This window comes from Microbacterium sp. p3-SID336 (assembly GCF_025143365.1).
GTDB lineage: Bacteria > Actinomycetota > Actinomycetes > Actinomycetales > Microbacteriaceae > Microbacterium.
This window is the reverse complement of record NZ_JALXPE010000082.1, coordinates 1-14,327: the sequence shown is the minus strand read 5'-3', so window position 1 is coordinate 14,327 and position 14,327 is coordinate 1. Positions and strand designations below refer to the sequence as shown.

General features: G+C 70.3%; 12 protein-coding genes and 1 tRNA gene. 8 read left to right on the top strand and 5 right to left on the bottom strand.

The window, feature by feature from the left end; genetic code table 11:
* Window positions 1-263: 263 nt before the first annotated feature.
* Window positions 264-701 carry a hypothetical protein gene (locus M3C17_RS17615; RefSeq protein ID WP_259979306.1) on the bottom strand — a complete coding sequence of 146 codons (438 nt, stop codon included), beginning with the start codon at window positions 699-701 and terminating at the stop codon, window positions 264-266.
* Window positions 702-810: 109 nt separating this feature from the next.
* A tRNA-Ala gene (locus M3C17_RS17610) sits at window positions 811-883 on the bottom strand.
* 134 nt (window positions 884-1,017) lie between these two features.
* Here M3C17_RS17610 and M3C17_RS17605 point away from each other — a divergent pair.
* Genes M3C17_RS17605 through M3C17_RS17585 form a run of 5 tightly spaced genes read left to right on the top strand, consistent with a single transcriptional unit; the run spans window position 1,018 to window position 5,389 of the window.
* A complete protein-coding gene (locus M3C17_RS17605; protein WP_259979305.1) occupies window positions 1,018-2,088 on the top strand; it encodes an NAD(P)/FAD-dependent oxidoreductase in 1,071 nt (356 codons plus the stop codon).
* A gap of 59 nt (window positions 2,089-2,147) precedes the next feature.
* Window positions 2,148-2,939 (top strand): DUF3592 domain-containing protein, encoded by a 792-nt coding sequence (locus M3C17_RS17600; RefSeq protein ID WP_259979304.1) that lies wholly within the window; start codon window positions 2,148-2,150, stop codon window positions 2,937-2,939.
* Window positions 2,936-3,463, top strand: a complete 528-nt coding sequence (locus tag M3C17_RS17595) for a hypothetical protein (RefSeq protein ID WP_259979303.1) — start codon at window positions 2,936-2,938, stop codon at window positions 3,461-3,463. Before M3C17_RS17600 ends, M3C17_RS17595 begins: the two co-directional genes overlap by 4 nt.
* Before the next feature lie 26 nt (window positions 3,464-3,489).
* Window positions 3,490-4,146, top strand: coding sequence for an SDR family oxidoreductase (locus M3C17_RS17590; protein WP_259979302.1), 657 nt, complete (start codon window positions 3,490-3,492; stop codon window positions 4,144-4,146).
* A gap of 4 nt (window positions 4,147-4,150) precedes the next feature.
* Window positions 4,151-5,389 carry a glycoside hydrolase family 3 N-terminal domain-containing protein gene (locus tag M3C17_RS17585; protein ID WP_259979301.1) on the top strand — a complete coding sequence of 413 codons (1,239 nt, stop codon included), beginning with the start codon at window positions 4,151-4,153 and terminating at the stop codon, window positions 5,387-5,389.
* Between the two features lies 1 nt (window position 5,390).
* On the opposite strand, the gene M3C17_RS17580 is transcribed toward M3C17_RS17585, so the two are convergent.
* From M3C17_RS17580 to M3C17_RS17570, 3 genes are read right to left on the bottom strand one after another with little or no spacing between them, the layout of a single operon-like run.
* A complete protein-coding gene (locus M3C17_RS17580) occupies window positions 5,391-6,254 on the bottom strand; it encodes a 3-methyladenine DNA glycosylase (protein WP_259979300.1) in 864 nt (287 codons plus the stop codon).
* A 1-nt stretch (window position 6,255) separates the two neighbouring features.
* Window positions 6,256-7,281, bottom strand: a complete 1,026-nt coding sequence (locus tag M3C17_RS17575) for an App1 family protein (protein WP_259979299.1) — start codon at window positions 7,279-7,281, stop codon at window positions 6,256-6,258.
* A 4-nt stretch (window positions 7,282-7,285) separates the two neighbouring features.
* Complete coding sequence (locus tag M3C17_RS17570; RefSeq protein WP_259979296.1) at window positions 7,286-7,957, bottom strand: DedA family protein; 672 nt, start codon at window positions 7,955-7,957, stop codon at window positions 7,286-7,288.
* Window positions 7,958-8,130: 173 nt separating this feature from the next.
* Here M3C17_RS17570 and M3C17_RS17565 point away from each other — a divergent pair, with 173 nt between their 5' ends.
* The 3 genes from M3C17_RS17565 to M3C17_RS17555 form a co-directional block, all read left to right on the top strand.
* Window positions 8,131-9,459: an anthranilate synthase component I family protein gene (locus M3C17_RS17565; RefSeq protein ID WP_396820468.1), complete on the top strand. Its 1,329-nt coding sequence runs from the start codon at window positions 8,131-8,133 to the stop codon at window positions 9,457-9,459.
* 33 nt (window positions 9,460-9,492) lie between these two features.
* Window positions 9,493-12,069 (top strand): leucine--tRNA ligase, encoded by a 2,577-nt coding sequence (gene leuS, locus M3C17_RS17560; protein ID WP_259979294.1) that lies wholly within the window; start codon window positions 9,493-9,495, stop codon window positions 12,067-12,069.
* A 535-nt stretch (window positions 12,070-12,604) separates the two neighbouring features.
* Window positions 12,605-14,327, top strand: a 1,723-nt coding sequence (locus M3C17_RS17555; protein ID WP_259979293.1) for a DUF11 domain-containing protein, incomplete at its 3' end; no start/stop codon positions are given.

The following is a 14,327-nucleotide window of genomic DNA, read 5'->3' as shown; positions in this document are numbered from 1 at the left end:
TCGCCGGCCGCAGCCGCGCGGTCGGCCTCGGCGCTGTCGACCTGCGCGTCGTCGGCATCCTCGTCGAGCACGCGTTCGCCGTCGACCTCGCGGGTGGGGACGTCTTCCTCGTCGCCCCCCGCGAACGGCGGGACGGGCGGGATCGGGGGAGTCGGGTTGGACATGGTCGCATCCTTTCGTCGTCGGATGCGCTCCTGTCTACGCGCCGACTCCGCCCCGGGGGAGTCGGTTGACGACGGGCGCGCGTCGCGCTAGCGCACGGATCACGGCACCCACTCGCCCGAGGTGTAGTCGGCGACGAGTTTCAGGGTGCTCGGCGACGGGTAAGCGTGCACCCAGACGGTGCGCGGGTCCCATAGGTTGCCTGGCACCGTCAGCTGCGGTGTCGCGCCCATCTCCGCGGCGAGTCCATCCGGGGCCTGGCCCACAGGCGGGCGGACGGTGTAGGTGACGGAGCACCCGCCGCTTCCGCAGCTCTCGCTCTCGCTGATCACCTCCGCGTCAGGGGGAAGCGGAATCGCCGAGATCGGAGGGACGTCGCCCTCATCCGCCATCATGAACAGCCAGCCGACGCGCAGGCCGTAGAACAGCACGAGCGTCACCGCGGCGACGATGAGGACGATCTTCGTCACGCGACGTCGCGAAGCGCGTCGCGCCTGCGCGTCCCAGGCCGCCTGGTCGAAGGTCGGGGCGGGGGTCATCCCGGAAGCCTACCGGCCCCGCTCACGCGATCCTCGATGGCTCCCCGCACCGCCTCGGCCGAGACGGGAGAAACAAGAAATCCCGCGATCTCTCGCGGGATTCTCTCGGTGGACCTGAGGGGACTCGAACCCCTGACCCCCTGCATGCCATGCAGGTGCGCTACCAGCTGCGCCACAGGCCCAGACGCTGTCCGGAGAAGCCCGGGCAACGTGAATACGTTACTACACGAATCCGCGGGAGCACCAATCGGGGCACCGCGCCCGGGCGCGTCGCGGGCGGCGGAACAACCGCGCGAGCGCGGGCGTTCGATTCAGCGTGAGCATCCTCGACAGCCTCGTGATCGGCGCGGGCCAGGCCGGTCTCTCCGCGTCGTTCCACCTGAAGCGGCTCGGCATCGAGCATGTCGTGCTGGACGCGGATGAGCGGCCGGGTGGTGCCTGGCAGCACCGCTGGGATGCCCTCACGATGCAGGACGTGCACGGTGTCGCCGAGCTCCCGGGCGACACCCCGCCCGCGCGCGACCGACGCCGCGCGAACGTCGCAGTGCCCGAGTACTTCGCCGCCTACGAACGCGTGCACGACCTCCCGGTGCTGCGGCCCGTGCATGTGCGCCGCGTGCACGACGAGGGCGGACTGCTCGTGGTCGAGGCGCCGGAGGGGGAGTGGACGACGCGGACGCTCGTGAATGCGACCGGGACCTGGAGCCACCCGTTCCTGCCGCACTTCCCCGGCATGGAGACGTTCCTGGGCGAGCAGCTGCACACCGTGGACTACCCGGGGCCCGAGCACTTCGTCGGCAAGCGCGTGCTCGTGGTCGGCGGCGGCGCGTCCGCCGTGCAGTTCCTCGGGGCCCTGGCGCCGATCACGGACACCCTCTGGGTCACGCGGAGGCCGCCCGTGTGGCGTAACGACGACTTCACCCCGGAAGCGGGAGCGGCCGCCGTCGCCCTCGTCGAGAAGCGGGTCGCCGCGGGCCTTCCCCCGCAGAGCGTGGTGAGCGTGACCGGGCTGATGCTGCGACCGCAGGAGCGGGAGGCCGAACGGCTCGGGGCCTACGCGGCGCGGCGCCCGCTGTTCCAGCGCATCGAGCCGGACGGCGTGCGGTGGGCGGACGGCTCGTTCGAACGCGTCGACGTGATCCTGTGGGCGACCGGCTTCCGTCCGGCCATCGGACACCTCGCCCCGCTGCACCTGCGCAGCGCAGCCGGCGGCATCCGCCTCGACCGCGACGGTCGCGGGACCACGGCCCTCGCGGATCCGCGTGTGCAGCTCGTCGGCTACGGACCTTCGGCGAGCACGATCGGCGCGAACCGGGCGGGCCGCTCGGCCGCGAAGGGCGTGCAGCGCGCCCTCGCCTCCGCCGGGGCAGCGATCGCCTCGGCCTGAGCCACGCCCGGGCGCCGGGCGATCGTGTGTCGACGCGGCTCCTCGATACGCTGAAGATCATGCTGCGCATCGTCTTCACCGTCGTCTGGCTGCTGCTGTCCGCGTGGCTCCTGGTCTGGGTCGGCGAAGGGCTGTTCGGGGTGGACCAGCGCCACTCCGTGCTGCCGTTCGCGGGGGAGGACACGCTCGGCGGCCCGATCATCATCGGCGTCGCGTGGGGACTGCTGCTCACCTTCGGCGGCACGATGTCGGGACTCGGCCGGCGGAAGAAGGTCCGCGGGGAGGCGCAGATCGGCGTGGGCACGATCGTCGAGATCTCCCGCACCGGCATGACCGTGAACGACGTGCCGCAGTACGACCTGTTCATCCGCGTGAGCCCCCGTGACGGCGACGACTTCGTCGGCCAGCTCCGCATGCTGCTCGACGCCGCGGACTTCTCCGCCCTGCAGGTCGGTCAACCCGTGCCCGTGCGCTACAGCCTCAGTGATCAGGACACCGTGGAGCTCGCCGATGCGACCGACCCCGCCGTCCGGGAGTCGTTGCTGCAGTGGCGCATCGACCGCGGGCTGATCGATCCGGCGCAGGTCAGAGCGCGCACGACGGGCACCCAGGTGCCGGCCTCCGTGCTCGAGGTGCGACCGACCGGACGGCGCCGCGAGGGGCAGAGCGAGCTGGCGCTGAAGGTGCTGATGGCTCCCGAGGGCGCCGCGACCTGGGAGGCGGACACCACGGTGTTCGTGTACCCCCAGGCGGTGTCCCGCCTGCAGGTCGGCTCGCCGATCTGGGCCTTCTACCGGCGGGAGGATCCGCACACCGTCGCGGTGACGATCGAGAAGGAGGAGGGCCGATGAATCCGCTCGACACGCTGATCTGGCTGGTGAACTTCCCCGCCTCGCACGGCTACGCCATGGTGTTCATCGCCGGCTTCTCGATCCTCGGCCTGTTCGCGATGTCGGCGCGTGGAGCGGCGCCGGGCGGAGCGCTGCGGGCTGTCCGTGAGCGCGAGGGCCTGCTCTCGCCGGAGTCGCGACCGCGGGGCGGTGTGCTCGACACCGTCCGACGGGTGGTGTTCCGCACCCTCGCCATCGTGATGCTCGGGTGCCTCGTGATCGGGATCCTCAGCCTCACGGGCATGCCCGTGACACGGGCGTACATCTACGACAACGGCAGGCCCACCACCGCCACCATCGACGGCGACTGGGTCACGTTCACCACGGCCGAAGGCGTGGAGTACACGCTGGAGAGCAACTTCTTCACGCCGGCGGTGTACCCCGATCGCGACGCGTACCTCCCCAGCGGCGCCCCGGTGGTCGTGCGCTACCTCCCGAGCCACCCGCAGGCCTTCGTGATCGATAGCACCCAGACCCCGCGGTGAGGACAGCCGGCGCGTAGGCTGGAGCCATGTCGCGCGTCATCGTCTTCGGCGGCCACGGTCGCATCGCCCTGCTGCTCGCCTCCCTGCTCGCCGCGCGCGGCGACGAGGTCACCGGGGTGATCCGCAACCCCGACCACGCCGCCGATGTCGAGGCCGCCGGAGCCTCGGCGCTGGTCGCAGACGTCGAGCGCATGGATACCGAGGCCCTCGCCGACATCATCCGCGGACACGATGCCGTCGTGTGGTCTGCGGGTGCCGGCGGCGGTGATCCTGCGCGCACGTACGCCGTCGACCGTGACGCGGCGCAGCGCTCGGTGGACGCTGCCGAACAGGCCGGGGTGCAGCGTTATGTCATGGTCTCCTGGATCGGGTCCACCGCAGAGCACGGCGTGCCGGAGGACGACTCGTTCTTCCCGTATGCCGATGCGAAGTGGGCGGCGGACGAGCACCTGCGCGCCTCCAGCCTCGCCGGTACCATCCTCGGCCCCGGCTCCCTGACCTTCGACGACCCGACGGGCCGTATCCGCATCGACCCCGAGGGGAAGGGGGCGGTCTCCCGCGCCGATGTCGCCGCGGTGATCGTCGCGGCCCTGGCGAATCCGGGCACGATCGGTCGCACCATCCGCTTCGGCAACGGCGACGCGGAGTCCTCGCTGCCGATCGCCGAGGCGCTCGCGGGCTGACGGAATGAGGGCAGGACTCCGCGCTCCGCGGCGCACCGCGGCGGCGCTGGCGCTCGTCCTCGTCTCCGCGGCGTGCGCCGTGCCCGCCGCCGCACAGTCCGCGTCGACACCCTCGCCCTCGCCCTCGCCCTCGCCCTCGCCCTCGTCGACGATCTCATCCGCGGAAGCTGCGGCCACGGCCCCGAACGACCTCGAGGCGACGGCCGCGTCTCTGGTGGCGGACATGACGGTCGCCGAGCAGGCGTCCTCCGTCGTGATGGGTCACATCGGCGGCACCGATCCCGCGGCCGTTCAGGCGTACATGCAGGCCGGCTTCGGAGGATTCATCCTGATGGGGACGAACATCCCCGCGACCGAGCCGGAGCTGCAGGCGCTGACCGCCGCCATGACCGTGGATCCGGCGCTGCCGCCGCTGGTCGCGGTGGACCAGGAGGGCGGCCTGGTGTCGCGGCTGCACGGCGACGACTTCCCGGCCTCCACGACGCTGAAGGAGCGGCCGGTCGAGGACACGGCGGCGGCGTTCACGGCACGGGGCGCGCTCGTGGCCAGGGCGGGCATCACCGTGGACTTCGGCACGGTGGCAGACGTGACCGCCGACCGTGGCTCCTTCATCTACGGCAGAGCCCTCGGCGCAGACCCCGCGAGCGCGGCGGAGCGGACGGCCGCCGCGACCATCGCACAGGAGCAGTTCCTGGCGTCGACGCTGAAGCACTTCCCCGGTCATGGTGCCGCCCCGGGAGACTCGCACCGCGGCATCCCGAGCACGGCGCTCTCACTGGACGAGTGGCGCGCAGGGGACGCGGTGCCGTTCGCGACCGGCATCGAGGCGGGTGCGTCGCTGCTCATGTTCGGCCACCTCGCCTACACCGCGGTCGACCCTCTTCCGGCGTCTCTGTCTCCGACGTGGCACGCGATCGCGAGGGACGAGCTCGGCTTCGACGGCGTCGCGGTCACCGACGACCTGGGCATGCTGCTGTCCTCCGGCGATCCGGCGTTCGCCGATCCTGTCGCGAACGCCGTCGCCGCCCTCGCCGCCGGAAGCGACCTGCTGCTGATGGTCGCGGGATCGGACGCGCAGACCGCGGGCGCCATGGCAGCCGGGATCGCCACCGCGGTGGAGTCGGGCACGGTGCCGGCCGCGCGGCTCCAGGAGGCGGCGACGCGGGTGCTCGCCCTGCGGCTCGAGCTCGCGGCGAGCACGGCGCGCTGGAGCGTGTGCGGCGACTGCACGCCCGCCGGCTGACTCACGCGGCCGCGCTGCGCCCCTCGCCGAGCCACGCGTCGAGCAGGGCGGAACGGAGGGCGGCGCCGCGCTCCGCGAAGACGCGCTGACGGCGCACGTACTCGGCCTTGCCCTCGGCGGTCTCGATCGGCACGGGCTCCAGGCCCCAGGCCGAGAGGTCGTAGGGGGCGGCCTGCATGTCGAGCAGACGGATGTCCCGGGCCAGCTCGAACGTGTCGAGCAGCAGCTCTCCCGGAACGAGCGGGCCGAGCTTCATCGCCCATTTGTACAGGTCCATGCCCGCGTGCAGACACCCCGGCTGCTCGACGAAGGGCTGCTCGTCCCTGGTCAGCGCACTCCGGTTGCGCGGCACCGCGTCGGGGGTGAAGAAGCGGAACGCGTCGAAGTGCGTGCAGCGCAGGTCGTGCGCCTCGACGACGGCGTCGGTGCCGTCCCGCCCGAGGCGCAGGGGTACCGGGTGACGGTGCTCCTGCGCGCGGTAGACCATCGCCCACTCGTGCAGGCCGAAGCACCCGAACTGCGCGGGCCGCGCGGCCGTGCGCCGCAGCATCCGCTCGACCAGACCCGCGAGCTCGGGCTTCTCCGCCGCGTAGCGGGCAGGGTCCGGCACCACGGCGTCCGCGGACGAGCCGGGGGAGTACCACCGCCAGCTCGCGCGTTCCGGCGCGTCAAGCAGTTCGACACCGGCACCGGGGTGCCATCGCCGCAGCTGCGCGGGCTTGTAGGCGTAGTAGGTGAAGAGGAAGTCGAACACCGGGTGCTTCTCCCCGCGGGCGGCGCGATCGCGGTGGTCGGCGGTCAGCGCATCCGCCCGCTCCTGATGCGCTCGCTCCCGGTCGAGCCACTCCGTGCGCGAGAGGGCCATGTCAGTGCAGGATGCCCACGTCGCTGAGCTTGTCGTGCAGACCGGCGCCGTCCTCCGCGCTCACCCACGGCACCACATCGGCCTCGTGCGACTCCATCTCGGCGCGGCCACCGGCCAGCACGGCCTCGGCCGGAAGCAGACGACGGATGGCCACACCGGCGACCGCGTCGGGGTGCTCCTCCTGGAACTGCGTGTAGATGGCCTCGTCGTGCTGGCCGTCGTCGCCGATCAGGAGCCACTTCACCTCAGGGAACTCCGCAGCGAGGCGCCGCAGGTTGGTCAGCTTGTGCTCCCGACCGCTGCGGAACCAGCGGTCGTGCGTGGGGCCCCAATCGGTGAGCAGGAGTGACCCCGCGGGGAACAGATGCCGGCCGAGGAAGCGGGAGAGGGTCGGCGCGACGTTCCACGCGCCGGTCGACAGGTACACCATCGGCGCGCCGGGGTGCTGTCGCAGCAGCTGATCGAGCAGCACCGCCATGCCGGGGACGGGGATGCGGGCGTGTTCATCCACCACGAACGAGTTCCAGAAGGCGATGAACGGGCGGGGAAGCGCGGTCACCATGACGGTGTCGTCCACATCGGAGACCACGCCGAACCGGGTGCTCTCCGCCACGATGAAAGCTCGTGCCTCGACCGGCTCCTGGCCCTCGGCCGAGATCGTGAACGTCTGCCAGCCCGGCTCCAGCTCTGCGCGGATCACGGCGTCGACCACGCCGCCGCGATCGGCGACCACCCGATGCGTGCTGTCGCCCACCTGCACGCTCACGGACGCGAACCCGACCGGGATGCCGACGAAGCTGCGCCAGCCGCGGATGCTCGCGGGCTCGCCGTCGCGGTTGTTCCGCTGGGGCGGCACGATCAGGACCCTGCCGAGCACGCGCACCCATCCGGGCCCGCCGTAGCCGGGGAACGGCAGCACGGTCGCGCTGCGCCCGCGTCGGCGCGCTCGGCCCTCACGCCACACATGGAGGCGATGTTCGAGCCGCGCGAACCAGTGGATCCTGGGCGCCGGGTGGGGGGAGGCCATTGCCTCAGTCTTTCACGTCGGCGTCGGCATCCGCCGCCGGAACCTCCAGATGACGCGCCTCCAGGCGGTGCAGCAGCTTCTTGCCGAAGTAGATGAGGACCAGGAAGAGGGCGATCACGCCCACGAAGATGTATCCCGCGAAGTGCACCCGATCGACGAGCTCGCGGAAGCTCCCCGCCGCGAGCGACGTGACGCTCACATACGCCGACGCCCACAGGATGCATGCGGGCGTGGTCCAGGCCAGGAACCGCCGATACGGGTACTCGCTCATGCCGACCGTGAGCGGCACGAGCGAGTGCAGGACGGGAAGGAAGCGGGAGAGGAAGATCGCGATACCGCCGCGCCGGGCGAGATAGTTCTCCGCGCGGACCCAGTTGTGCTCGCCGATCCGCCGCCCGAGCCAGGAGGCGCGGATGTGCGGGCCGAGCCATCGTCCGAGCCAGAAGCCGATGCTCTCGCCGATCAGGGCGCCGACCACGACGGCGAGGCCCATCGCGATGCCCTCGACCGGGGAGGCGACCCCCATGGACGCGATGATGACGACGGTATCGCCGGGGACGATCAGGCCGATGAGGATGCTGGTCTCCAGCATCACGGCGAGGCCTGCGACCAGAGTGCGCGTGACGGGATCGATCGACTGCACGGTGTCGAGGAGCCAGAGCAGGAGGTCGTCCACCCCATGAGAATACGGGAGCGCCCCGGTCCTAGGCTGGAAAGGTGCCCGACCCCCTCGCCCCCCGAGCGCTGCCGTCCGCGGTGTCGCCCGCGCGGCTGTTCGCGGTGCTCGCCGCCCGGCACGATGAGGTGTTCTGGCTGGATGCGGGCGACGATGCGACGACCGGGTGGAGCGTGCTTGGCACGGGCGTGCCCGCGTCGCGGCCGGGGCACGTGCGGCTCGACGCCGCTGCGCCCGCGCCGGAGCTCCCGCCGTTCCGCGGCGGCTGGGTCGGGTGGTGCGACTACGAGACGGGAGCAGCGGCGGCCGGGGCGCCGGTCGCCGCGGATGGTGCCGCGGGGGAGAGCTGGCTGCGGGTTACGCAGGCCCTGGCGTACGACCACGCGACGCGGCGCCTGTGGGCGCTGGACCCGCTGGGGCGCACCGGCGACGCGGACCGCTGGGCTGACGACCTCGTCGCGGCCGCCGAAGGACCTGCCGCCGACGGGGCTGCTGCCGAAGGGCCTGCCGCCGAGGGGGCTGCCGCCGAGGGCGCCGCCGAGGGGGCTGCTGCCGAAGGGCCTGCCGCCGAAGGGGCTGCCGCCGAAGGGGCTGCCGCCGAAGGGTCTGTCGCCGAAGTACCTGTCGCCGAGGGCTTCGCGAGCAGTCCCCGTGTGCACGCGCGCCACAGTCCCGCGGCATATGCGGCGCTCATCGAGCGCTGCCGCGAGCTCATCCGCGCCGGCATCGCCTATCAGCTGTGCCTCACGACCCGGTTCACCGTGCCGGGAGGTCACGATGGGGTGGAGGTCTACCGGAGGCTTCGGGCGGCGACACCCGCGCATCACGGTGGGTTCCTCCGCATCGGCGGGCGGACGCTGCTCAGCGCCAGCCCCGAACAGTTCCTGCACGCCGAGGGCGGTGTGATCCGCACCCGTCCGATCAAGGGCACACGACCGCGCGGCGCCGATGCGGCCGCGGACGCCGCCCTGGCCGACGAGCTCGCGCGCGATGTCAAAGAGCGGGCGGAGAACGTGATGATCGTCGACCTCATGCGCAACGACCTCTCGCAGGTGTGCGTCCCGGGGTCGATCCGCGTGGACGGGCTGTGGCAGGTGGAGAGCTACCCCGCAGTGCATCAGCTCGTGAGCACGGTGAGCGGCACGGCAGCACCCGGCACCACGCTCGACGCCCTGCTGACGGCCGCGTTCCCGGCCGGCAGCATGACGGGGGCGCCGAAGCTGTCGGCCATGACCCGGCTGCACGAGCTGGAGGGTGGAGCGAGAGGCGTGTACGCCGGCTGCTTCGGCCACGTCGGCCTCGACGGCACGGTCGACCTCGCGATGGTCATCCGCAGCATCGTGATCGACGGTGAGGAGGCGGCGGTCGGTGCCGGGGGTGGCATCACGTGGCGGTCGGTGGCCGCGGCCGAGGTCGCCGAGGTCGCGACCAAGGCCCGTGCGCCCCTGGCGGCCCTGGGGGCGGAACTGCCCGTGGCCTGGCGTTCCGATATCCTGAACTGATCCTTTTCTTCCTTCAGATTGGTCGTGCGTTCGTTGTCTGAGAAGCTGTCCACCGCTCCCGCCGACGAGGAGACCTCCTCGGCGCACGACATCCAGGCCAAATGGCAGAAGTACTGGGCGGAGCACGAGACGTTCCTCACGGGCGGCGACGACGACACCCGCCCCCGCCGGTACGTGCTGGCGATGTTCCCGTACCCGTCGGGCGACCTGCACATGGGGCACGCCGAGAACTACCTGTACTCGGACATCGTGGCGCGCTTCTGGCGGCACCGCGGTCACAACGTCCTGAACCCGATCGGCTGGGACTCGTTCGGCCTTCCCGCCGAGAACGCCGCGATCCGGCGCGGAGCCGACCCGCGCGAGTGGACCTATCAGAACATCGCCCAGCAGAAGAAGGCGTTCCAGACGTACGGCGTCTCCTTCGACTGGAGCCGCGTGCTGCACACCTCCGACCCGGAGTACTACCGCTGGAACCAGTGGCTGTTCCTGAAGCTATACGAGCGCGGCCTGGCGTATCGCAAGAAGAGCCCGGTGAACTGGTGCCCGAACGATCAGACCGTGCTGGCCAACGAGCAGGTCATCGACGGCCGGTGCGAGCGCTGCGGCGCGGAGGTCGTGAAGAAGAAGCTCACCCAGTGGTACTTCCGCATCACCGATTACGCCGACCGCCTGCTCGACGACCTGAACCAGCTGGAGGGGTTCTGGCCGCACAAGGTGCTGCAGATGCAGCGCAACTGGATCGGTCGCTCGGTCGGTGCCGACGTCGACTTCGTGATCGAGGGTCGCGCCGAGCCCGTGACCGTGTTCTCCACCCGTCCTGACACGCTGCACGGCGCCACGTTCTTCGTGGTCGCGCCCGACTCCGACCTGGCGTCCGAGCTCGCCGCCGAGGCACCCATCGAGGTGCGGCAGCGGTTCCAGGCGTACCTGGAGCAGGTGCAGAAGGAGAGCGACATCGACCGGCAGGCCACGGACCGTCCGAAGACGGGTGTGTTCCTGGAGCGCTACGCGATCAACCCGGTGAACGGCGAGAGGCTGCCGGTGTGGGCCGCCGACTACGTGCTGGCCGACTACGGACACGGCGCCGTGATGGCGGTGCCCGCCCATGACCAGCGCGACCTCGACTTCGCGCGCGCGTTCGACCTGCCGGTGAAGGTCGTGGTCGACACGACGGCACCGATCACGGGCGCCATGCCGGTGATCGAGGTCGACGAGGACGGCGTGCCGATCGACGCCGGTGCCACGCTCGACGAGCAGCATCCCGCGACGACCGGGATCGCCCTCACGGGCGAGGGTCGGATGATCAACTCCGGCGCGCTGAACGGGCTGTCGAAGCGGAACGCGATCGCCCGCGCGATCGAGCAGCTCGAGGCCTCCGGCACCGGCCGTGCGGCGAAGAACTACCGGCTGCGCGACTGGCTGATCTCGCGCCAGCGCTTCTGGGGGACCCCGATCCCGATGCTGCACGCCGAGGACGGCCGGATCATCCCGGTGTCCGAGGAGCAGCTACCCGTGAAGCTGCCCAGCGTCGAGGGTCTCGACCTGTCGCCGAAGGGCACGTCGCCCCTCGGTGGCGCGGAGAGCTGGGTGCGCACCACCGACCCGGAGACCGGCGACCCTGTACTGCGCGACCCCGACACCATGGACACCTTCGTGGACAGCTCGTGGTACTTCCTGCGGTTCCTGTCGCCGCAGAGCGACACGGTCGCCTTCGACCCCGCGCAGGCCGACCGTTGGGCTCCCGTCGACTCCTACATCGGCGGCGTGGAGCACGCGATCCTGCACCTGCTGTACGCGCGCTTCATCACCAAGGTGCTGTTCGACATGGGGCTGATCGACTTCACCGAGCCCTTCTCGAACCTCATCAACCAGGGCATGGTCATCCTCAACGGCAACAAGATGTCGAAGAGCAAGGGCAACCTGGTGCTGTTCGAGGAGGAGCTCGGAGCGCACGGCGCCGACGCCGTGCGCGTCGGCCTGGCCTTCTCCGGCCCGGTGGAGGACGATAAGGACTGGGCGGACGTGTCGATGACCGGCGCCCACAAGTTCCTGTCCCGCGCGCTGCGCATCGCACACGAGGTGTCGAGCCCGGTCGACGTCGTGTTCGACGGCGGCGATCTCGCCCTGCGCCGCGCCACGCACAAGCTGCTCGCCGAGGCGCCTGCGCTGGTCGAGCAGACCAAGTTCAACGTGCTCGTGGCGCGGCTGATGGAACTGGTCAACGTCACGCGCAAGACCATCGACGGCGCGGCCGGTGCCGCCGATCCCGCGGTCCGCGAGGCCGCGGAGACCATCGCCGTCATGCTCGACCTGATCGCCCCGCACACGGCGGAGGAGATGTGGGAGATGCTCGGGCATGAGCCCTCGGTCGGCCTGGTCACCTGGCGCTCGGCCGACCCCGCGCTGCTCGTGGAGGACACGGTCACGGCGGTCGTGCAGATCGGCGGCAAGGTCCGCGCGCAGCTCGAGGTGCCCGCCCGCATCGGCGAAGCGGAGCTCGAAGCCCTCGCCCGCGCCGACGAGCGGGTCATCCGCTCCCTCGGCGACCGCGAGATCGTGAAGGTCGTCGTGAGGGCGCCCAAGATCGTGAGCATCGTCGTCAAGGGCTGAGGACGGAGGCGCTCTCCGCCGCCCGTGAGGGGGGAGGAGCGAGCCGGTGCTCCGCCACCCCAGTGGGGCGGAGCAGCGGCACAGCGTCAGGGGTGTCGGTGGCGTCATGCCTCGCTGCTGACCGCTTTGGCTTCCGTTGCGGCGATCCCGCCGCATGTCTGCGCGGGGCGCGTCGTCCCACGGCCCCGAGGCCGCGAGCGGGATCTCGGTCAGAGACCGGCGCTCTGACTCCGGGATCAGGGTGACGAGCCGTGCCGGATCGGAGCCTGCCGTCCCGTAGAGAGCGGGGCCGTCTGCGCAGTACAGGGCTCACTCAAGGGCGGCTCGATCGCCGGGACGAGCTTTGCGGTACCGGTTGCACCTGGCCTTGCCGGCGGCTTGGCGGCGTCGATAAACGATTACCGAATACTAGTATGCAAGTAATATTACATGCGCTACGCTCGGCATGCGGTCACCGATGGTGGTGAACGCTGAGCGACTAATTTCACACCTCAGCCTGGCTGGCGGGACGGCTGCGCACCACACGGGAGTGTTCATGTTGAACTCCGTCCATGTCTTCCAGCACGCCTTGGGTCGACCACGTCGTCGGACCACGGGATCGGCGACTGATGTCCGCCTTGCTTTGACGCGGCGTAAGCCGTGGGCTGTCCTCACCCTGCTGACGCTTCTCCTCGCTGCTGTCATGGTGCCGACAACTGCCGCACACGCGGCGCCCGGCGATCCGTTCGACGCAGCCACCCCGCTCGTCTTCGTCGCCCAGGGATCGCCCACTCAGCTCTACCGTGCGGTCACGAACTCCACTGGGACTGTCGTGTTCACTCCGGAGGGTCCGCCTGCGGGGATCACGTACAACGCGATCTCGTACAACCAGGCCGACAACTACTTGTACGGAGTGGTCGTCACATCGACGAATGCCGCCTACCCGGTGGGCTCGCTCGTCCGCGTCGGTCAGGGGGGTGTGACAACCCGGGTCGGAACGGCCACGACGGCCACGCAGAACGTTGGTGGTTTCGGTAGCGACGGGCTGCTTTACACGACCAGTTCCACCACCTCAACAGCCATCGTTCGCGATCCCGCGACGGGTGCCGTGGCACGGACGATCACCCTGAGCCAGCCGACCAACGTCTCCGACTGGACGTATGCCCAAGGCTTTCTCTGGGGTATCAGCGACGGGGCGGGAAGCGGACCGCTGATCGTGCGTACAGACCCGACGACCGGCGTCGTAACCAAGTTCCCTGCGCCGGCCGGAGTCACAGCGGAGTCTGCGTTCGGTGCCGCCTGGACTTTCGGCAACGGTAATCTCGGCTTCTCCGCGAACGACACAGGGACCGTCTATCAGTTCGCGCTCGCGAACCCGGCCGGCACGCCCACGTTCACGCTCATCGCCGTCAGTGACGGACCGTCGAGTTTTGCGAACGATGGAGCTGCTTCCGCGGGCCTGCCAACCGATCTTTCGATCGTGAAGACAGGTCCTGCAGGATTCTCGCCGGATGGCGGCACCATTACCTACAATCTCACCGTCACCAACAACGGGCCCGGGGTATCCAGCGGCTTCGTCATGAACGACACGGTGCCATCGCCATTGACGAATGTCGCGAGCCCTGACGCGGCGTGCTCCGTTTTGGGTAACATCGTGCGCTGCGTCGGGGGTGTCACGCCGGTCGGCGCCAGTGTGACATACACCGTCACTGCGACGGTGCCTGCCGGAACGACCACCGTGGTTCAGAATACTGCGTCGGTCACGCCGAACGAGCAGGATCCGGTGCCCGGCAACAACTCGTCGACCTCCACCGCTGGTCCCACGGGGATCTCGTTGGTGAAGCACGCCGCGACACCCGTTGATGCCAACTCCGACGGCCTGGTCGACGCCGGTGACACCATCCAGTACACCTTCGACGTGACGAACACCGGCGCCGTCGAGCTGGCAGGGATCTCGGTCGCCGACGCCAAGATCGGTACGGTGATCTGTCCGCAGCCGACCCTCGCGGGCGCTGCCACCCAGACCTGCACGGCCGAATCGCCGTATGTGATCACACAAGCAGATGTCGATGCCGGGATCGTGGCCAATACCGCGACGGCCAGCGGGACGACACCTGACGGCCAAGGGTTGACGTCCGAACCGTCGAGTACGTCCACGCCTCTCCAGGCCGCGCCTGCCCTGAGCATCTTGAAGTCCGCGAGCCCGTCTGATCCTTCTTCGTTCGTGGTGGGTCAGACGGTGACGTACTCGTTCTTGGTGACGAATACCGGAAACGTGA